Source organism: Nitrospina watsonii (assembly GCF_946900835.1).
GTDB classification, from domain to species: domain Bacteria; phylum Nitrospinota; class Nitrospinia; order Nitrospinales; family Nitrospinaceae; genus Nitrospina; species Nitrospina watsonii.
The window spans coordinates 1,120,012-1,140,369 of sequence record NZ_OX336137.1 but is presented as its reverse complement, the minus strand read 5'-3'; the positions used below and the strand labels follow the sequence as shown (position 1 = coordinate 1,140,369).

Genomic DNA, 20,358 nt, shown 5'->3' with positions numbered 1-20,358 from the left:
CTGACTTTGATATAGTTATGAGGCTATCGTGCGCCCCGGGCGGCGGTGGCGCGGCTGTCCAACGATTCACGCAACCCAGGACCTGTCCCATGCGAATCCATCTCCCCAACTGCCCGTTTCAAAACAAGCTTTTGATTATTATGATTTTAGTAATGAGTTCCGCGTGCACGCACCACCTGACTCCAGCACTCGGTTCGAAATCGACCCAAGGTCGCCTGATCCCGGCCGTGTCATCGATTGAGCCCACCGTCAACGAGAAAACTCAAACTAAAACAAATCTTTATAAACCCACGGCGGTGGACGAGACCATGCCCTACGATGTGGATGGCAAAGTGTACCACCCGCTGGAAAAGGCCGATGGGTTCCAGCAGGAAGGCATTGCCTCCTGGTACGGCGATCCGTTTCATGGCAAGGCAACCTCCAACAAAGAAGTGTATAATATGCATTCCCTGACGGCGGCGCACAAAACGCTTCCCTTCAACAGCCGGGTGCAGGTGACCAACCTCGACAACGGCAAGGCGGTGACGGTGCGCATCAATGACCGGGGGCCGTTCGTCGGCGACCGCGTCATCGATCTCAGTTACAAAGCGGCGCAGTTGCTGGGAATGGCCGAGCGCGGCACGGCGCCGGTACGTGTTGCGGTTCTCGAATCGGGCGCGGCGCAAAAACCCGTCGTCACCCCGGCCAGCGCTTCGGGGCAAGTCCAGTACAGCATTCAGCTCGGCCTGTTCCAGAACCGGGACGCCGCCGAGCTGCTCTCCCGGCAATACGAGGGGGAAGTCCGGAATGTGGACCGGGACGGCGGCCACTGGTACCAGGTGCTGGTCGGCGGGTCGCCGCTTTACGAAGATGCCATCCGCCTGCGGGAAAAACTCCGTGGACAAGGGCGGGAAGATGCTTTTATTATAAGGAACTGGCAACCGGGCCCGGCTGCCCTCAATAACTGACTCCCCTGACATCTCAACAGGTTTCTATTCATGCGATTGCCCATTGTAGATAAACTGGAAAAAGATTTAATGGACAGCAAACGGGAGTTGGAGGTCGATATTCCCAAAGCGCTCAAGACCGCCACCGACATGGGCGACCTGAGCGAAAACGCGGAGTACAAGGCCGCCAAAGAGCGGCAGATGTTTCTGGAGTCCCGCGTTTCCCAGTTGCAGAAACGCATCAGCGACATCGTTTCCATCGACATCCACCGCATTCCCAAAGACCGGTCGGGACTCGGCAGCACGATGCTTCTGAAAGACCTCGACTCCGGACAGGAAAAAACGTTCAACCTCGTGTTTCCGGAAGAAGTGAATCCGGAAGAAGGCAAGATCTCGCTGGCCTCGCCTTTGGGCAAGGCTCTGCTGGGCAAGCAGGAAGGCGACGACGTTCAATTGAAATTTGGTGACAAGCAACAGGAATTTGAAGTCCTGCAGGTGACCACCATTCACGAAACCCTGAACCATTCAGGACAGCAGGATTCCTGACCCTCAGCCATGACCAAGCGTTACTTTTCTTTCGACCGGGTGCAGGCGCATCCGCAGTTTCTGGACATCGCGGAATGGCCGGACTGGCCGAACCAGTTCGGCAATGACCGGCCGTTGAAGCTCGAAATCGGGTTCGGCAACGGCAACTTTGTCATGGACATGGCGGTGCGCGAGCCCGACATCAATTTCATCGCCATCGATTTTTATCACAAGGGCATCCGCAAGGTGATCACCCAGCTCGACCGCCTGCACCTGCCCAACGTGCGGCTGGCGTACGGCGACGCCAAGGAACGCATCCCCGGCATTTTCCAGGATGGAGAACTGGACGAAATCTACATCAACTTCCCGGACCCATGGCCGAAGAAGCGGCATCACAAGCGGCGGCTGCTCAAGCCCGCATTCATCGCCACCCTGTCGCGCAAGCTGAAGATGGACGGCGTCCTGCGCATCGCCACGGATCACGAAAACTACTTTCAGGAGATGATCGAGTTTTTGAGCGCCGAGGATTCGTTGGAAAACCGCCATCCCGGCGCGGGCTATGTCACGGCGCGGGATGACATCCCGCGCACCAAATACGAGAAGAATTTTCTCAACGCCGGCAAGCCGATTTTCTACATGGATTTCACCAAATGCGCCGAGGTCGCGGCACCGCACCCCGGCGAACCGGCCTTAGTTTAGCAACGTAAAACCAGAACTGTTTGAATCGCAATACGGAGACTCCTTTTGGCTAACAAAGAACGTGTATTGATCGTCGATGACGAAAAAAATATAGTCGGCTCCCTGCAGGAAATCCTCGCCGACGAAGGTTACGAAATCGCCACCGCCGACGACGGGCTGGACGCACTCGAAATCGTGCAGAACGATCCACCGGACCTCATCCTCCTCGACATCTGGATTCCCGGCATGGACGGCATCGAAGTGCTGCGCACCCTCAAGACTTATTACCCGGAAATTGAGGTGCTGGTGATGTCCGGCCACGGCACCATCGACACCGCCGTCAACGCCACCAAACTGGGCGCCTTCGACTTCATCGAAAAACCGTTCTCGCTCAACCAGATCGTGCAGTCGGTGAGCAAGGCCTTGCAGCAGAAAACATCGCGAAACAACATCAACGGCCACAATGCACAGAAGCACGAGTTGCCGCATTGTTTCCAGATGATCGTGGACGTCAAGAAAACGATCAAGCAACTGGCCCGCTCCAGCCGTCCGGTTCTCATCCAGGGCGACGCCGGCACCGGCAAGGAATTCATCGCGCAGGCGATCCATCAGCAGAGCCGCAAGAACAACATGCCATTCGTCAAGTTGAACTGTGGCCTGCGCCCCACCAACCAGGTGAAGTCGGAACTGTTTGTGCAGGAAAGCACGGGTAAAACCAAGGGCCGCAAAAAAATGCCGTCGCGTTCGCATCCGTCGCGCCGCCGCGTGCTGTATCTGAAAAACATCGACGCCCTCGCCATGCCGGTGCAGGAACGGCTGGCCGAATGCCTGAACCTGGAAGCCCCGACAGAGGTCGCCGCCGCCCTGTTGCCGTCGCGCATTTTTGCGTCCACCAACCGCGATCTCGAAGACATGGTGGAAAAGGGCGAGTTCAATGCCGACCTGTACGATCTGCTGAAAGAGAACACCGTTTACATTCCACCGCTGAGGGAGCACGCGGCCATCATCCCCTCCCTGGTCACCAAGTTTTTCGAGGAGCAGGCCGAGCGCAGCGACCTGCCCGCGCATCATGTGTCTCCGGAGGCCATGGACGTGCTCAGCCGCTACAGCTGGCCGGAAAACCTGAGGGAAATGCGCTCCGTGCTGGAGCAATTGAGCCGCAAGGTGCATCCGGAGGACGAGGTGGCCGTACACCATCTGCCGCCCGCCATCCGCAGCATGCAGACCGCCCCCGCAGCGGGAGAACAGAATGGCAACGGCCACCTGCACCAGCGCACCTTGAAACGCAGCGTGGTGCTGTGCGGCAGCGGCCTGCATTCCGGCATCAAGACCGGCCTCATCATGCAACCGTTGCCTTCGGGAAGCGGCATCATTTTCGGCGACATCTCCAGCGGCGCCACCATCCCGGCACGCCTCGAGAACGTGCAGTCCACCGAGTACGCCACCTGCCTCAAAAAAGGCGCGGCGTCGGTGTCCACCATCGAGCACATCATGGCCGTGCTGCACATGTACCGGATCAACAACCTGCTCATCAAAATCGGCGATGAAGCGCCGGTGATGGATGGGTCGGCGAAGGATTTCTGCCAGCTGGTCGAGGATGGAGAGTTCGAGGACCAGGACGACACCTACGAGGAGTTGGTGATCGACAAAACCTATACCTTCGGCGACGACCCCAACAAGCCGCATATCAGCATCGAACCCTACGACGGCTTCAAGGTGTCCTACCACATGGAATACCCGGACCCCATCGGCGTCATGGACCACACGTTCGATTTCAAGAGCCCGTCCGAATTCAAAACGGAGATCGCCCCGGCGCGCACCTTCGGCTTCATGAAGGACGTGGCCATGCTGATGAAGATGGGTTTCGCCGCCGGCGGCAACCTGGACAACTTCATCCTGCTCGACGAGAAAAAAGTCCTCAATACCGAACTGCGCTTCGAGAACGAATTCGCCCGCCACAAGATTCTGGATATCCTGGGCGACTTCTACCTGCTGGGCAAACCGGTGCGGGGTTACATCAAGGCACACAAATCCGGGCACACCCAGAACATCGGCCTGCTCAAGCAGATCCAGGCGGCCTATTGCTGACCTGCATTCAGCGTTACCGTTTAAAAAGAATAAAACATAGATTCTTCGCCGCCTGCGGCTCCTCAGAATGACAATCAAACCTTAGAGTTGTCATCCTGAACGATTTAATTCTTTATATTCAAGCAGCAATGCGACACCTCTTTAAAAAGAAGCCACGACCAACCGCACAACCCGTTGTCTGAACTCCATGACCTCGAACGCATTCAAACTGGGAGTCCTCGCTTCCGGGCGCGGCACCAACCTGCAATCCATCATTGATCATACCGAGAGCGGCAGCCTGGCCGCACGCATCGCCGTGATCCTGAGCGATCGCGAAGACGCCGGGGCGCTGGAACGCGGCCGCAGGCACGGCATCGAAAGCCGGTTCGTCGATCCCAAAGCCTTTCCCGACAAACGCGCCTACAACGCGGAGCTGGTGTCGATCCTGCAAAGCCGGGCGGTCGATCTGGTGTGCCTCGCCGGGTACATGCGCATTGTGCGCGAACCGTTTTTCGAGGCGTTCCCGAACCGCATCGTCAATATCCATCCGTCCCTGCTGCCCGCCTTTCCCGGACTCGACGTGCAGCAGAAAGCCATCGACTACGGCGTCAAGTTTTCCGGATGCACGGTGCATTACGTGAACGAGGACGTGGACAGCGGCCCCATCATCCTGCAGGCGGTGGTGCCGGTGGAAGACACCGACGACGCCGAAACCCTGGCGGCGCGCATCCTGGAACAGGAACACATCATTTATCCGCGAGCCATTCAATGGATCGTGGACAAGAAAATCCGCATCGACCACCGTCGCGTCGTCCGCGCGGAGTCCTGAGAGGCAATCATGAAAACCATGCTTAAACTATTCACAGGCTGCGGTCTCGCCCTCCTGATTTGCGGCCACGCCCAGGCCGAAACCAAGCAGGACGTCATCGACGCCATCCAGAAAAAATACGACGCCACCCAGTCCTTCCGGGCCGGGTTCACGCAGAAATCCTACTTGAAGGTCATGGACCAGACGCAGGAAGCCCAGGGCGAGGTGGTCATCAAAAAGCCGGGAAAGATGAAGTGGACCTACAAGGCGCCGGACCCGCAGGTGCTCATCAGCGACAACAAGGTGCTGTGGCTGTACCTGCCGGAAGAGTCGCAGGTGACGCGCATGGAGGTGGACAGCATTTACTCGTCCAACACCCCCGCCCTGTTTTTATCGGGAGAAGGCAGGCTCACCGAGTCGTTTCGCGTCGGTGAAGTCACCCGAAAAGACGGCAAACTGATTGTGGAACTGATCCCTAAAACCGAAGAGCAGGGCCTCGACCGGCTGGTGCTGTTTGCCGACCCAAATAATTTTCAAATCATCGGGTCGAATGTGTATGATAAATTAGGGAATCGTACAGAAATGATGTTCCACGAAATTGTCAACAACCCCGGCATTTCCGATTCGCAATTTGAGTTCACCGTTCCTCCGGGCGTGGAACTGATCGACCTTGCCGCACAACCCTAGAAACGTCCGTCATGCTTGACACCGCCGCCATATCTCTGGATTCCATTTTCACTTTCGGAATCGACATGTTCGTGTTCCTCCTGGGACTCGCTGTCCTCATCTTCGTTCACGAACTCGGTCATTTCCTGATTGCCCGCAAGTGCGGCGTCGTCGTCGAAAAATTTTCGCTCGGCTTCGGCCCCAAGCTCGCCGGATTCAAGCAGGGCGGCACCGAATACCTGATCGCCGCCATCCCGCTGGGCGGCTACGTGAAGATGAAAGGCGAAGACCCCGGAGAAGAACTGGCAGACACCACCGGCTCGTTTTCCCATGCGAATGTGTACCACCGCCTCGCCATCGCCTTCGGCGGACCGTTGTTCAACATCCTGTTCGCCATCCTGATTTACGTCATCGTGTACATGAACGGCGTGCCCGCACTCGGCACCACCGTCGGCATGGTGCGCGACGATTCCCCGGCCCTCGCCGCAGGTCTGGAGACCGGCGACCGCATCGTCGAGGTCAACGGCGAGACCATCCGCTTCTGGGACCAGCTGCTGGAGATCGTGCACGACGCGCCGGGCCAACCGATGCAGTTCGTCATCGAAAAGAACGGGAAACGCCTCGTCGAAAAAAACATCACTCCGGTGTCGGAGGAAATCACCAACCTGTGGGGTGAGAAGGAAAACGTCGGTCTCATCGGCATCACGCCTCTGGTGCGGCGCATCGCCAACATCGAAGAAGGATCGCCCGCCGACCAGGCCGGGCTGCTAAAGGGCGACCTATTATTGGAAGTGGACAACACCCCCATCCGCGGCTGGCAGGACCTGAAAACCGCCGCCATGGACAAGCCGGGTGAAGAACTCAACGTGACGGTCCGCCGCGACGACGGCCTGACCTACGACCTCAAGCTGACGCCCAAACCGGAGAAGATCAAAGACGAAACCGGTAAGGACGTGACCATCGGTGTTCTCGGCCTCGGGTTGAGCGGCGAAATGGAAGTGGAGCAGTACGGCCTGTTCGGTTCCATGTGGCGGTCGGTGGAAGAAACCTGGAAGCTGACGCACCTGATCGCCGTCAGTGTGAAGAAAATGATCTTCGGTTCCGTCTCCGCCGAGAACATCGGCGGCCCCATCATGATCTTCCAGTTTTACGGCCAGCAGGCGGAACAGGGATTCAACCAGGTCATCCGGCTCACGGCGCTGCTCAGCATCAACCTCGGGCTGATCAACCTGTTTCCCATCCCCATTCTCGACGGCGGCCACATCCTGTTCTTCCTCATCGAAATCATCAAGGGCAAGCCGGTCAGCGAGCGCAGCCGCGAACGCGCCGCACAGGTGGGCCTGTTCATGATTTTGGGACTCATGGTCTTTGCCTTCTACAACGACATCATGAGAATTATGAATTGATTCCGAACCGGGTGCGCCCATGCCGCAATCCGAACCCGACGGCCTCACGCAACAACGTCTCGACGACCTGCACGCCGTCTCGCAAAAGCTCAACATCGACGTCCAGTACACGCAGTTGGACGACTCCGAGTACCCGGTCGCCAGCGGCCATTGTAAAGTCCACGGCCGCGACCTGATTCTGCTGGACAAAACACTGCCTCCGGGTCAACATATTGAAATCATTCTGAACGTTCTGAAAACGTTCGACTTGGAAACCATTTACGTTCCGGGCTGGATTCGCGAACACATCCACGGACCGGAGCAGGAATTCCCATCGCCATGACCTTATTGAACAAGACCTTGCCGGAACACCGGCGCGGCAAACTGAAAGAACTGCTCAGCCAGGGCCACCTGGTGCGCGCCATCGAAGCCCACAACGGGTTGAGCGGCATCATCGCCGACAACGCCCGCATCGAAGGCAAGGACGGCGCCGACCGGCAGGTGGTGCGCGAATTCGACGCCATCTGGGAAAGCAGCCTCACCGATTCCGCCTCCAAGGGCCATCCGGATATCGAGATCATCAGTTTCGACTCGCGCCTGCACACCATCCACGAAATCCTGGCGGTCACCAAAAAGCCGATGATCGTGGACGGCGACACCGGCGGCGACCCCAACATGTTCGAATACACCGTGTCGAAACTGGAACGCGCGGGTGTCTCCGCCGTCATCATCGAAGACAAGGTGTTCCCGAAGCGCAACAGCCTGGAAGCAGGCACCACCCAGACCCTGCAGGAGCCGCAGGCCTTCGCCTACAAGATCAAGCGCGGCAAGGCCGTGCAGATGACCGGCGATTTCATGATCATCGCCCGCCTCGAAAGCCTCATCGCCGGGCTCGGTCTCGACGACGCCCTGATGCGGGCGCGCCTGTACCTCGAAGCCGGGGCCGACGGCATCATGATCCATTCCAAGTCCAAAGACCCGTCAGAGATTCTCGAGTTCGCAACGCGTTACCAGAGCCTGCTCGCGGAGCTGGAGATGGACAAGCCGCTGGTGTGCGTGCCGACGACGTACAACAACATCGTCGAAGACGAACTGAAAGCCTCCGGCTTCCAGATCATCATCTACGCCAATCACCTGCTGCGCAGCGCCTACAAGACCATGCTCGAAACCGCGCGCACCATTCTGCTCAACCAGCGTTCGTTCGAAGCCGATCCCCTGTGCGCGCCGTTGCGCGACATCTTCGATGCGGTGGGCTTCCTCGACGTCAAGGAAAAGGACCGCCTCGACGAATCCAACAAAAACACGCCGGTCATCATTCCGGCGGCGGGCCGCGCTCCCGATATCGAGAAGATTCTCGGCGACAAACCCAAACCAATGCTGGACATCGCCGGCAAAACCCTGCTCAGCCGCCAGATCAAGGCGCTCAACGTCAACCGCCTGACCGACATCACCGTGGTCACCGGTTACGGCAAGGAACAGATGCAGGCCGAGGGCGTCGCCTTCGTCGAAGCGCCCGATTACGAAAAGAACACGGAACTCGACAGCATCCTGGCCGCCGAAAGCAAGATGGCCAACGGCTTCATCATGCTGTACTCCGACATCCTCGTCGAATACAGCGTGTTCTCCAAACTGCTGGCCTCGCGCGAGGACATCGTGCTGGTGGTGGACAACTCCATCCAGTACCTGGAATCGGTCGAAGGCAAGGCCACCGATTACGTCATCAGCCGCAACCAGCGCAACCGCGAGCGGCGCACCATCAACTTCGATTACCAGAACACCATCGCCAAGATCGGCAAGAAGATCGATCCGGCGCTGGCCACGCACGAGTTCATCGGCCTGGCCAAGTTCACCAAAACCGGCGCCGAGCAGTTTCTCGAAACCTATCACGACGTGCGCCAGAACCTGCGGGGCAAAATCCAGGAAGCCGAGGACATCTCCAAGTTCCGCCTGACGGACCTCGTGCAGGAGATGATCGACCGCGGGTTCAACGTGCATTACCTGGAGATCCACAAAGGCTGGCTGGAAATCCATTTTCCGCAGGACATCGAACTGGCCAACGAGCTGTTCGTCGCCCGCGCCCCGGATGCGCCGCAGATTCCCACCCCTTGACTTATCCGGCAGGTTGCTTATCATCCCAACCGGTCGCATTGACTTAATCACCACCGACGAGACCACGCATGCGTTATTCGCAGTTGTTGATCCCCACACTCAAAGAAGCCCCGTCCGACGCCGAGGTCATCAGTCACAAGCTGATGGTGCGCGCCGGGATGATTCGCCAGCTCGCCTCCGGCATCTATTCCATCCTGCCGCTCGGCCTGCGTGTGCTGCGCAAGGTGGAACAGATCATCCGCGAAGAGATGAACGCGGTCGGCGGGCAGGAAATGTTTCTGCCCAGCATCCAGCCGGCGGAGTTGTGGCAGGAAAGCGGGCGTTGGGATTTCTACGGCAAGGAACTGTTGCGCATCAAGGACCGTCACGACCGCGAATTCTGTTACGGCCCCACGCACGAGGAAGTCATCACCGACATCGTCCGCCGCGAGGTGCGTTCGTACCGGCAGTTGCCGCTGGTGCTGTACCAGATCCAGACCAAGTTTCGCGACGAAGTGCGGCCGCGTTTCGGCGTCATGCGCGGGCGCGAGTTCACCATGAAAGACGCGTACAGTTTCCACGCGAACGAACAAAGCGTGCAGGCCACGTACGAGGACATGAAGACCGCCTACAACAACGTGTTCCGGCGGTGCGGCCTCGATTTCAAAATGGTGGAAGCCGACAGCGGCACCATCGGCGGCAGTTTTTCACATGAATTCATGGTGCTGGCGTCGTCCGGCGAAGACGCCGTCGTGTTCTGCGACGCCTGCGGCTACGCCTCCAATCTGGAAAAGGCCGCGGCGCGTGCCGTGTCCGGAACGCCTGCATCCAACGGCGCCGAATCATTGGCCGAAGTCTCCACCCCCGGCCAGAAAACCGTCGATGCCGTCACCGGATTCCTGAAGATCACGCCGGACAAACTGGTGAAGACCCTCATTCTGGAAAACGAGAACGGGCTGCTCGCAGGACTCGTGCGCGGCGACCGTCAGCTCAATCCGATCAAACTGAAAAATCTGTTGGGCTGCGAGTGGCTGCATCCGGCGGCGGAAAACGTGATCCAGGAAAAAACCGGACTGCCCGTTGGCTACGTCGGTCCCGTCAACCTGCCCTTGCCGGTGTACGCCGACCATGAAGTCACGCAGATGCAGGATTTCGTCACCGGCGCCAACAAGATCGACGCGCACTTCACCGGCGTGCAGTTCGCGCGCGATCTCAAAGTAGAACAGGTCGGCGACCTGCGCACCGTCGAGGAGGGCGACCCCTGTCCGCACTGCGACGGCGGCGTCTATCAAATCCGGCGCGGCATCGAGGTGGGGCACATCTTCGTCCTCGGCACCAAGTACAGCGACGCCATGAAAGCCGGGTACCTCGACGAAAACGGCAAAGAGAAAACGCTGGTCATGGGCTGTTACGGCATCGGCGTGGGACGCACGGCGGCCGCCGCCATCGAGCAGAACCACGACGACAAGGGCATCGTCTGGCCGGTGCCGCTGGCGCCGTTTCAGGTGGTCATCCTGCCCACCAATTACTCGGATGACGCGGTGAAAGCCGCCGCCGACACCGCCTACCGCCATCTCACCGGGCTCGGCGTGGAGGTGCTGCTCGACGACCGCAGCGACCGCCTGGGCGTCAAGTTCAAGGACGCCGAACTGATCGGCTTTCCGCTGCAACTGGTGATCGGTCCCAAAAACCTGGAGCAGGGTGAAATCGAACTCAAAACCCGGAACACGGGGGAATCGGCGACGCACCCCTTCCCTGCCATTCTGGACCGCATTCCGTCCCTGCTGGATGCCCTCTGATTTCGTTCCCCGCCTTGCGTTTCATGAATTTATCTTGCAAGCACCGCCGAATTTCGGGTAGAATTCACTCAAATTGAATGGTCTGCGCTGACGGCGGGCTTGAAGCCCGCTTTTTTTGTATCGAATTGCGCTGACCTGGCATCAAAGTTTCTGCATTTTGGCCGGAATTTTGATTCCCGAAGCGATCTGGCAACCCTGCGGTTCCCGACCACCCAATGGCAAAAGGGTCCATACCTCAATCCGTTGAAGCATTGGTAGAACCCGTGATTCAGGCTCAGGGCCTGGAGCTGGTAGATGTCGAATACAAGCGCGAGGGGCCCAACTGGGTTCTTCGCATTTATATCGACAAAGCCGGGGGTGTGGGCGTGGAGGACTGCAAGCAGGTCAGCCACATGGTGGAAGACATGATCGAGGTGGACGACCTCGTTCGCACCCATTACATCCTTGAAGTGTCGTCGCCGGGTCTGGACCGGCCGCTGAAAAAAGAAAAAGATTTTCTGCGGTATCTCGGTAAAAAAGTCCAGATCACGACGTTTGCGCCGATCGGTGACCGACGCAACTTCAAGGGTATTTTGAAAAACTTTGAGGACGGCGCTGTCCATCTGGACGCCCAGGGGCAGGCCTTTGCCATTCCCTTGAGCAACATCGCCTCCGCCCGTTTGGAAATCGAATTCAAACTATGACCGTCGAAGTCATTCACATTCTGGACCAGCTTTGCCGCGAAAAAGGCATCGATCGCGATGTGCTGATCGACGCCCTCAAAAGCGCGGTGGAAGCCGCTGTGCGCAAAAAACTGCCGGATATCGAAACCCTGCAAAGCCGCTTCAACGAAGAAACCGGTGAGGTGGAGATCCTCACGGAACGCACCGTCGTCGCCAAGGTCACCGATCCGGAAACCGAGATCACCAAAAAGCAGGCGGTCAAGCAGATCCCGGACGCCGAGATCGGCGATGTCGTGCTCGTCAAACGCGAGCTGGAAGACCTGGGCCGCATCGCCGCCCAACTGGCGAAGCAGGTGATCCTGCAAAAGGTGCGCGAAGCGGAAATCGAAATCCTGTACAACGAATTCATCGATAAAAAAGGCGATCTCATCAACGGTCTCGTGCAGCGTTTCGAGCACGGCGACATCGTCGTCGATCTCGGCAAGGCCGAAGGCATTCTGCCGCGTCGCGAACAGGTATTCCGCGAATCGTTCAACCGCGGCGACCGCGTGCGCGCCTACGTGCTGGACGTGCGCAAGACGGCGAAGAACACGCTGGTGATCCTGTCCCGCACCCACGTCGGGCTCATCAAACGCCTGTTCGAACTGGAAGTGCCGGAGATCAGCGAAGGCATGGTGGAGATCATGGGCATCGTGCGCGAGCCCAACGGCCGCACCAAGATCGCGGTGCGCACCAACGACCGCGACATCGACGCCGTCGGCGCCTGCGTCGGCATGCGCGGCATGCGCGTGCAGTCCATCGTTCAGGAATTGCGCGGCGAGAAAATCGACATTGTCGAGTTCTCCGAGGACCCGGAAGTGTTCATCCGCAACGCACTCAGCCCGGCGAAGATTTCCCGCATCCTGATGAACAAGGATGAAAAACAGATGACCATCATCGTGGCCGACGATCAGATGTCGCTGGCCATCGGTAAAAAGGGACAGAACGTGCGCCTCGCCGCCAAGCTGGTCAAATGGAAAATCGATATCAAGGGAGAGTCGGAGTCCGGCGGCGTGCTGGAAACCCCGGGCCTGTTCCAGACCTCCGACACGCCGCGCGAAGATTTCTTCGATATTCTCAAGAACACGAAAGGCTTCGGCGAAAAAATCGTCTCCATCCTGTTCAACGACAACATCGTTTCCTTCGACGAAGTCGTCAAGCGCGGTGTCGCGGGCATGCAGGAGTTGCCGGGAATCGGCCCGAAAAAGGCGGAATCGCTGGTCGAGTTTTCCCAGGAGCACATTGACAAACGCGTTCCCGTTGCTCCGGCTCCGAAGAAGCCTGCTCCCACACCACCGCCGGTGGATGCGCAGGAAGAAAACAATACCCTGATTTACACGTCACCCAGCCTCAAGAAAACCGCTCTCGACACAACCGCTCCGGAATTCCAGGCGGACGCCGCGGAACCCGGCACGAGCGAGGGCGAGGAAGAAGAACCGGTTGCCGCAACGGAAGACGCGGACGCCGTGACCGAAGACGTCTCCGCCGAGGATGCCGGCGGCGGGGAAGACGAGGAAGAGGAAGAAGAACAGGAACTGGGACTGGAAGCCCTGGCAGGTGTCGCCCCCTCCATCATAGACGCCCTGGCCTCCAATGGGTTCCAGACCATCGCCGAACTCTCGGTGTCCGCCGTGGAAGAATTGACGGCAATCGATGCCATTGAGGAAGAGACCGCTCAGGCCATCATCACACAGGCCAAATTGCTCATGGAGAAGTACGAAAACGTTTGAGGGGATGATTATGAGGAATTAAAATAACATCCACATCTCAGGAGGTTGCCTTTGGCTAAAATCAGGATTAACAAATTGGCGTTGGAGCTCAACGTCCAGAATGACCAGATCATCGACGAACTCAAGAAGAGAGATTGTCTCGTCAAAAACCACATGAGTTCGATCGATGAGGACATGGCCAATTCCATACGGGATCATTTTACCGAAAAACCGTCTGCTGCAGAGGGTGCCGGTAAAAAGAAAGCCACCGCCAGCAAGGCCAAAGCCACCAAGAAAGTAGCGGCCAAAACCGCCGTCAAGAAAAAGGCTCCCAGCAAAACCACCGCCAAAGCCGCCGACAAAGATAAAAAAGAAGGCGAGGAGAAAAAAACTCCGCAGCCCAAGACCGCCAAAAAGACCGAGGGCAAGGACGCTGCCAAGCCCCGCACCGCCGCAAAACCCGCGGCGCAACAGGGCAAGGATACCGCTATCAAAGAAAAAACGGAACAGGCAGCCAGGCCCTCCTCCCGGCCTAAAAAGAAAGGCTCCAATCACCATTCCCGTGCGGCCCAGCAGCCCGCAGCGATGGAGGATGCCGGACGCAAGCTGGGACTCAAGATCGTAAAAAAAGAGGACCTCGAAGAAAAAGAAGCCGCGGTCAAAAAAGACAAGGCGCGCGGCAAACCTCCGCAACCCAGCCGCAAGACGGAGCGCGAAGAAGAACGCACCCTGTCCAAACAAGCGGCCGCCGCCAAGGCAACCGCCCCCGTCGCCCCTGCGGTGCCGGAAGAAGAGCAGTTCGAAGTCATCCGTGTCATGGACACCACGCCATTGCGCGACCTGGCGGAAAAACTCAAGTGCACGCCCAACGATCTCATCAAGGATATGATGGGCATGGGCATCATGGCCACCATCAACCAAAGCCTTGATTTCGACATTGCCTTCAAGCTCGCCGACCAGCGCGGTTACGAAGTGGAACGCGTCACCCCCGAATCCGAACTGGGATTCGAGGACGAGGATGAAGCCGATCTTGATAAAGACCGGGTGCCGCGTCCGCCCATCGTCACCATCATGGGCCACGTCGATCACGGTAAAACCTCCCTGCTTGACACCATCCGCAAAACCAACGTCACCGAGTCGGAAAAAGGCGGCATCACTCAGCACATCGGCGCCTACCAGGCCAAGGTCAACGGCAAGCCCATCACGTTTCTCGACACCCCCGGCCACGAAGCGTTCACCGCCATGCGGGCACGCGGCGCGCAGGTGACGGACATTGTCGTGCTCGTGGTGGCGGCCGACGACGGCCTGAAGCCGCAGACCAAGGAAGCCATCCACCATGCCACGGCGGCGGGCACGCCTCTGGTCGTTGCCATCAATAAAATCGACAAACCCGACGCCAAACCGGAAGAAGTGAAGAAACAACTGGCCGATCAGGGATTGATCCCGGAAGACTGGGGCGGGCAGACCATCATCGCCGAAGTTTCCGCCAAAGAAGGCACCGGGCTCGACAACCTGCTGGAGATGCTGCTGCTGCAAGCGGAGATCATGGAATTGAAAGCCAACCCCGTGATCCGTGCACGCGGCACGGTGATCGAGTCGCACCTCGACAAGGGACGCGGTCCGGTCGCCACCATCATCGTCGAAAAAGGCCGCCTGCGTGTGGGCGACCCCTTCATCGTCGGCAACTACTTCGGTAAAGTACGCGCCCTGAGCAACGATCTCGGCAAACCCATCAGCGAAGCCACACTGGCCATGCCGGTGGAGGTGATCGGCATTCCGGAAGTGCCGGATGCCGGCGACAAGTTCATGGTGGTCAAGGATGAAAAGCGCGCCCGGCAGTTGAGCCAGCTCAAACTTCAGCGCCAGCGCGAAACCGTGTTGTCGGCGAAACCGCGCATCAGCATGGAAGACCTGCATCAGCAGATCGTCGAAGGCAAGATTCAGGAACTGAACCTGATCATCAAGGCCGACGTACAGGGTTCCATCCAGGCGGTGCAGGAAGCCGTCACCCGCGTCGGCACCGACAAGGTCCGTATCCAGGTCATTCACGATGCGGTCGGGGGCATCACGGAATCGGACGTGCTGTTGGCCAGTGCCTCCAACGCTATCGTCATCGGCTTCAACGTGCGGCCGACGGAACAGGCGGCGGCCATGGCCCAGCAGGAAAATGTCGATGTCCGCATGTACGGCATCATTTATGACGCCATCGAAGACATCAAGAAGGCCATGGAAGGCATGCTCGAACCGACGTTCAAGGAAAAAGTCACGGGACGGGCCGAAATCCGCGAAGTGTTCACCATCCCCAAAGTGGGCGTGGTGGCAGGCTGCCATGTGCTCTCCGGCTCGCTGGAGCGCAACCGCAAGGCGCGGCTGCTGCGCGACAACGTGGTCGTTTACGAAGGCAAGATCCAGACGCTCCGCCGTTTCAAGGAAGACGTCAAGGAAGTCGCTTCCGGTTACGAATGCGGACTCTCTCTGGAAAAATTTCAGGATGTGAAACAGGGCGATATCATCGAGCCGTTCGTGCTCGAAGAAGTCGCCCCGTAAGCGCGTTCAACGCCGCGCGCCCGTTGTAAGGGGTCGCCATGAAAGTGGGATGTTGCTCGATCAAACTGTACCTGCACGGCAACGGATCGCTGAAAGGCAAGCGCAAGGTCATCCGAGCCATCAAGGACCGGGTCAAAAACAAGTTCAACATCAGCATCGCCGAAGTCGGCGATCAGGATCTGCATCAAAGCATCCATCTTGGGGTGGCCGCGGTCAGTGAGGATGCCCAGTACGTGGAAGGGCAGATGCAGCAGGTGGTCACCTTCATCGACCACATGAACCTGGCCGAAATGACGGACTCGCACATAGAAATCATCAACCTCGGCAAAGGCTGATCCAGAAAAGCCGGGAAGCACACCATGTTTCGCTACAAACGGTCCGAACGGGTCCAGGAAGTGATCCTGGAAGAAATGTCGAAGATGATCCAGCACGAGTTGAAAGACCCGCGGATCGGATTCGTGACCCTGACCCGAATCCAGCTTTCAGACAACCTCAAACACGCCAAGGTGTTCGTCAGCATTCTGGGAGACGACACGGCGCGGCAGGACTCGCTGGAAGGCCTCAACAGCGCCAAAGGGTTCATCCGCAGCCAGCTGGGCAAACGGCTTTATCTGAAAGCCATTCCCGAATTTGATTTCAAGCTGGATACCTCCGGCGACCAGGTGGAGAAAATCACCCGGATCATCCGCGAAATCCACGAAAACGACGATGAATAACATCATCAACCTGTACAAGCCCTCCGGACCCACCTCGTTCGACATGGTGCGGTCGGTGCGCCGCTTGCTCCAGGTCAAGAAAGTGGGCCACATCGGCACCCTGGACCCCATGGCGGAAGGCGTTTTGCCCCTCTGCATGGGCCAGTCCACCCGCGTCATCCAGTTTCTGACTCCCCTGACCAAGGTCTATCGCGCCACCCTGACCCTGGGCACGAGCACCGACACGCAGGACGCCCAGGGGGTGGTGCTGGAAAGCCGCGACCCGTCCGCGGTGAGCGAAACGGACCTCACCCGCCTGCTGCTACAGTACGTGGGCCCGCAAAAACAGGTGCCTCCCATGTATTCGGCCAAAAAAAAGAATGGGATTCCCCTTTACAAATTGGCCAGAAATGGTATTACTATCGACAGAAAACCGGTGGATATCAAGATTTACGCCATCGAGTTTATCGAGAAAATCGGTCAGAGGGTCCACTTCCGCGTACACTGTTCCGCGGGGACCTATGTCCGCACCTTGTGTCATGATATCGGCGAAACGCTGGGGTGCGGCGCCCACATGTCGCACCTGATTCGGGAGAAGGTGGGCGAATTCGATTTGGAGTCTTCCCTGACTTTGGAAGAGTTGGAACTCGCCAAGGAACAAGGCAACCTTTCCACCAAACTCCTGCAAACGGAAACGGCTCTGGATTTCATGCCCGAAATCCAGGTTTATCCGGATCGAGTCCAATCCATTGCGCATGGCCGGGCCCTTTCTAAAGCCTGGGTGCGGCAATCTCCCAACCGGTTTGGACCGGGAATGAATTTCCGTGTGACGAATGAAGACAACCGCCTGGTGGCCATTGTCGAGCCCCTGGTGGATCAGGACCGGTTTCTGCGTATGGAACCGGATGATATTGCTTTTAAACTCAAACGCGTTTTGATTTGAGGCATTAAATAGTTGTTGGAGTGGCTGGAATGTTTTCGCAGTGGAAATTCGGCGGACGCACGACGCGGCCCGGCGCCTGAATTTTTTCTGCGAAAACATTCGGCACATCTCCGACAGCAAGGGGAACCATATAAGGAGGTGTCAGCAATGGCATTAACGAAGGAGAGCAAACAAAGCATCATCGAGAAGTACAAAGTAACCGATCAAGACACCGGGTCTTCCGAAGTGCAGATCGCACTGCTCACGGAGCGCCTCAATTACCTGAATGACCATTTCAAATCCCACGGGAAAGACCATCATTCCCGCCGGGGGTTGATCCGTATTGTCAACAGGCGGCGCAAGCTTTTGGATTATCTGAAACGAGAAGACCTGGAACGATATCAGAAGATCATTGAGGATCTGGGTATCCGACGCTAATTTTACTGGAGACAAGTGAATGCAAAAGAAGGTAGAGACCGTCTTGGACGGCAAAACCCTGTCGCTGGAAGCCGGATGGCTGGCCAAACAGGCCAACGGATCCGTTGTGGTCCGGCAGGGCGACACCATGGTCCTGGTCACGGCCACCATGGCATCGAGCGCCCGCGAAGGGATCGATTTTTTTCCGCTGACTGTGGATTACCGCGAACGCACCTACGCTGCGGGACGTTTTCCCGGCGGCTTTTTGAAACGGGAGGCACGGCCTTCCGATCCCGAAACGCTGATCTGCCGGTTGATCGACCGGCCCATCCGTCCCATGTTCGAGGATGGTTTTAAGAACGAAACGCAGATCGTCTGTTTCGTCATTTCCCACGATCAGGAAAACCCGGCGGACGTCACCGCCATCACCGGCGCTTCGGCGGCGTTGACCATTTCCGACATCCCGTTTCACACGCCCCTGGCGGGTGTGCGCGTTGGGCGTGACAAGGAAGGCAAATTCCTGGTCAATCCCAATCTGGAACAGATTCAGGAAAGCGATCTCAATCTGGTCATGGCCGGAACGGCGGACGCCATCGTCATGGTCGAAGCCGGCGCTCAGGAACTGGACGAGACCACCATGATTGAAGCTCTGGCCTTCGGCCACGAGCACATCAAGGCGCTGGTCCAAATGCAGGTGGAACTGCGTGACATGATCGGCAAAGAGAAGATCAAGATGGAAACCCCGGAGGTCAATGCTGAACTCCGCGACAAGGTCGTCGCCTTCCTCACCCCGGGCATGGAAAAAGTCATGCAGATCGGTGGCAAGCAGGAACGGCAGGACGCCACGGACCAGTTGAAAGAGTCCATGAAGGAACAGTTCAATCCGGAAGACGATGCAGATATCGCGGCGGATTTGAAAGGCTTTTTCAAGGACGTGGAAAAAAACGTCATGCGCAACCAGACCCTGGAAAAACAAGTCCGGGTGGACGGACGCAAGACGGACGAAATCCGGCCCATCACCTGCCAGACCGGCTTCGTGCCGCGGGCACACGGGTCTTCCATTTTCACCCGTGGCGAAACGCAGGCGCTGGTCACCACCACGCTGGGCACCGCGTCGGACGAGCAACGCATGGAAACGCTGGATTTCCGCGGCACCAAGACGTTCATGCTGCATTACAACTTCCCGGCATTCTGTACCGGCGAAGTGAAATTCATCTCCGGACCGGGCCGCCGCGAAATCGGCCACGGCATGCTGGCGGAACGGGGCCTGGCTCCAATGCTGCCGGACCGGGACACGTTTCCCTATACCATCCGCATCGTCTCCGACATTCTGGAGTCCAACGGATCGTCGTCGATGGCTTCGGTGTGTGGCGGCAGCCTGTCCCTGATGGACGCAGGCGTCCCCATCAAAAAACCGGTGGCGGGCATCGCCATGGGCCTCATCAAAGAGGATGACAAGATCGCCATTCTGTCGGACATCACCGGCACCGAAGATCACCTCGGTGACATGGATTTCAAGGTGGTGGGAACCGATGCCGGCATCACGGCCCTGCAGATGGACATCAAAGCCAGCGGCCTGACCAAGGAGCTGATGGCTCAGGCTCTCGAACAGGCGCGTGCAGGCCGCGTGTTCATTCTGGGCGAGATGACCAAAGCGCTGGACGCACCGCGCCCGCAGATGTCCAAGTACGCACCGCGCATCACCACCATGACCGTCCCGGTGGACAAGATCCGCGACGTCATCGGACCGGGCGGCAAGGTGATCCGCGACATCATCGACAAAACCGGTGTCTCCATCGATATCGTGGACAGCGGTCTGGTGACCATTGCCTCGGCGGACGAAGCCGCCGCCCAGAAGGCGATCGGCATCATCCAGAACCTCGTGCAGGATGTCGAAGTCGGCAAGATTTACATGGGCAAGGTGAAGAAGATCATGGACTTCGGTGCCTTCGTCGAAATCTTTCCGGGTACCGACGGACTGGTTCACATCTCGCAGATCTGCGACCGCCGCATCAAGCAGGTCAACGATGAAATCTCCGAAGGAGATGAAATCGTGGTCAAGGTCATCGACGTGGACCGCAACGGTAAAGTCAAGCTGAGCCGCAAAGAGGCCATGCGCGACGAAGCCGCCGCGGCACTGCGGTAATCGTTCGACACCTCATCAAACAGAAAACGGGTTCATGGCACACGCCATGAACCCGTTTTTTATTTACAGCTTTGCTTCTCCCGCATTCATTGCGCCCACACGCAAAGCCGTCCCCCTTTAATGACCCCTCCCCTTACCAAGGAGGCCTTTGCATAAGTGGGGTAAAACCACGACATCGATTCTTCATCGCCTGCGGCTCTTCAGAACGACAACCCAACCTGACGTGTCATTCTGAGCGTCAGCGAAGAATCTATGTTTTTATTTTGCTGCACGCCGCGC

General features: G+C 58.0%; 18 protein-coding genes. All 18 read left to right on the top strand.

All coding sequences use genetic code 11. From position 1 onward, the window contains the following. Window positions 1-152 precede the first annotated feature (152 nt). The 18 genes from QML71_RS05205 (at window position 153) to pnp (ending at window position 20,079) form a co-directional block, all read left to right on the top strand. Window positions 153-947, top strand: a complete 795-nt coding sequence (locus QML71_RS05205) for a septal ring lytic transglycosylase RlpA family protein (protein WP_282010850.1) — start codon at window positions 153-155, stop codon at window positions 945-947. Window positions 948-977: 30 nt separating this feature from the next. Further along, entirely contained in the window at window positions 978-1,472 is a 495-nt protein-coding gene (locus tag QML71_RS05200; RefSeq protein ID WP_282010849.1) for a GreA/GreB family elongation factor, read from the top strand. A 9-nt stretch (window positions 1,473-1,481) separates the two neighbouring features. Continuing rightward, window positions 1,482-2,150, top strand: coding sequence for a tRNA (guanosine(46)-N7)-methyltransferase TrmB (trmB, locus tag QML71_RS05195; RefSeq protein ID WP_282010848.1), 669 nt, complete (start codon window positions 1,482-1,484; stop codon window positions 2,148-2,150). 45 nt (window positions 2,151-2,195) lie between these two features. Further along, the gene (lpxC, locus tag QML71_RS05190) at window positions 2,196-4,217 is read left to right on the top strand and encodes a UDP-3-O-acyl-N-acetylglucosamine deacetylase (protein ID WP_282010847.1); all 2,022 of its coding nucleotides are present in this window, start codon (window positions 2,196-2,198) and stop codon (window positions 4,215-4,217) included. A 187-nt stretch (window positions 4,218-4,404) separates the two neighbouring features. Beyond that, a complete protein-coding gene (gene purN, locus QML71_RS05185) occupies window positions 4,405-5,025 on the top strand; it encodes a phosphoribosylglycinamide formyltransferase (RefSeq protein ID WP_282010846.1) in 621 nt (206 codons plus the stop codon). Between the two features lie 9 nt (window positions 5,026-5,034). Next, the gene (lolA, locus tag QML71_RS05180; protein ID WP_282010845.1) at window positions 5,035-5,691 is read left to right on the top strand and encodes an outer membrane lipoprotein periplasmic chaperone LolA; all 657 of its coding nucleotides are present in this window, start codon (window positions 5,035-5,037) and stop codon (window positions 5,689-5,691) included. A gap of 11 nt (window positions 5,692-5,702) precedes the next feature. Next, window positions 5,703-7,076 (top strand): RIP metalloprotease RseP, encoded by a 1,374-nt coding sequence (rseP, locus tag QML71_RS05175; protein WP_282010844.1) that lies wholly within the window; start codon window positions 5,703-5,705, stop codon window positions 7,074-7,076. A gap of 19 nt (window positions 7,077-7,095) precedes the next feature. Further along, a complete protein-coding gene (locus tag QML71_RS05170; protein ID WP_282010843.1) occupies window positions 7,096-7,398 on the top strand; it encodes a hypothetical protein in 303 nt (100 codons plus the stop codon). Continuing rightward, window positions 7,395-9,164, top strand: coding sequence for a phosphoenolpyruvate mutase (gene aepX / locus QML71_RS05165; RefSeq protein WP_282010842.1), 1,770 nt, complete (start codon window positions 7,395-7,397; stop codon window positions 9,162-9,164). Before QML71_RS05170 ends, aepX begins: the two co-directional genes overlap by 4 nt. A gap of 68 nt (window positions 9,165-9,232) precedes the next feature. Beyond that, window positions 9,233-10,942 carry a proline--tRNA ligase gene (locus QML71_RS05160; protein ID WP_282010841.1) on the top strand — a complete coding sequence of 570 codons (1,710 nt, stop codon included), beginning with the start codon at window positions 9,233-9,235 and terminating at the stop codon, window positions 10,940-10,942. Window positions 10,943-11,205: 263 nt separating this feature from the next. Further along, window positions 11,206-11,625, top strand: a complete 420-nt coding sequence (gene rimP / locus QML71_RS05155; protein WP_282010840.1) for a ribosome maturation factor RimP — start codon at window positions 11,206-11,208, stop codon at window positions 11,623-11,625. Next, window positions 11,622-13,373: a transcription termination factor NusA gene (gene nusA / locus QML71_RS05150; protein ID WP_282010839.1), complete on the top strand. Its 1,752-nt coding sequence runs from the start codon at window positions 11,622-11,624 to the stop codon at window positions 13,371-13,373. The genes rimP and nusA overlap by 4 nt, the downstream gene beginning before the upstream one ends. A 51-nt stretch (window positions 13,374-13,424) precedes the next feature. Beyond that, window positions 13,425-15,899, top strand: coding sequence for a translation initiation factor IF-2 (gene infB / locus QML71_RS05145; protein WP_282010838.1), 2,475 nt, complete (start codon window positions 13,425-13,427; stop codon window positions 15,897-15,899). A 38-nt stretch (window positions 15,900-15,937) separates the two neighbouring features. Then, window positions 15,938-16,234, top strand: a complete 297-nt coding sequence (locus tag QML71_RS05140; RefSeq protein ID WP_282010837.1) for a DUF503 domain-containing protein — start codon at window positions 15,938-15,940, stop codon at window positions 16,232-16,234. Window positions 16,235-16,258: 24 nt separating this feature from the next. After that, on the top strand, window positions 16,259-16,615 hold the full coding sequence (gene rbfA / locus QML71_RS05135) for a 30S ribosome-binding factor RbfA (protein WP_282010836.1): 357 nt from the start codon (window positions 16,259-16,261) through the stop codon (window positions 16,613-16,615). Continuing rightward, a complete protein-coding gene (gene truB / locus QML71_RS05130) occupies window positions 16,608-17,537 on the top strand; it encodes a tRNA pseudouridine(55) synthase TruB (RefSeq protein ID WP_282010835.1) in 930 nt (309 codons plus the stop codon). Before rbfA ends, truB begins: the two co-directional genes overlap by 8 nt. A gap of 147 nt (window positions 17,538-17,684) precedes the next feature. Continuing rightward, window positions 17,685-17,954 (top strand): 30S ribosomal protein S15, encoded by a 270-nt coding sequence (gene rpsO, locus QML71_RS05125; RefSeq protein ID WP_282010834.1) that lies wholly within the window; start codon window positions 17,685-17,687, stop codon window positions 17,952-17,954. Between the two features lie 19 nt (window positions 17,955-17,973). Then, window positions 17,974-20,079, top strand: a complete 2,106-nt coding sequence (pnp, locus tag QML71_RS05120) for a polyribonucleotide nucleotidyltransferase (RefSeq protein ID WP_282010833.1) — start codon at window positions 17,974-17,976, stop codon at window positions 20,077-20,079. Window positions 20,080-20,358 lie beyond the last annotated feature (279 nt).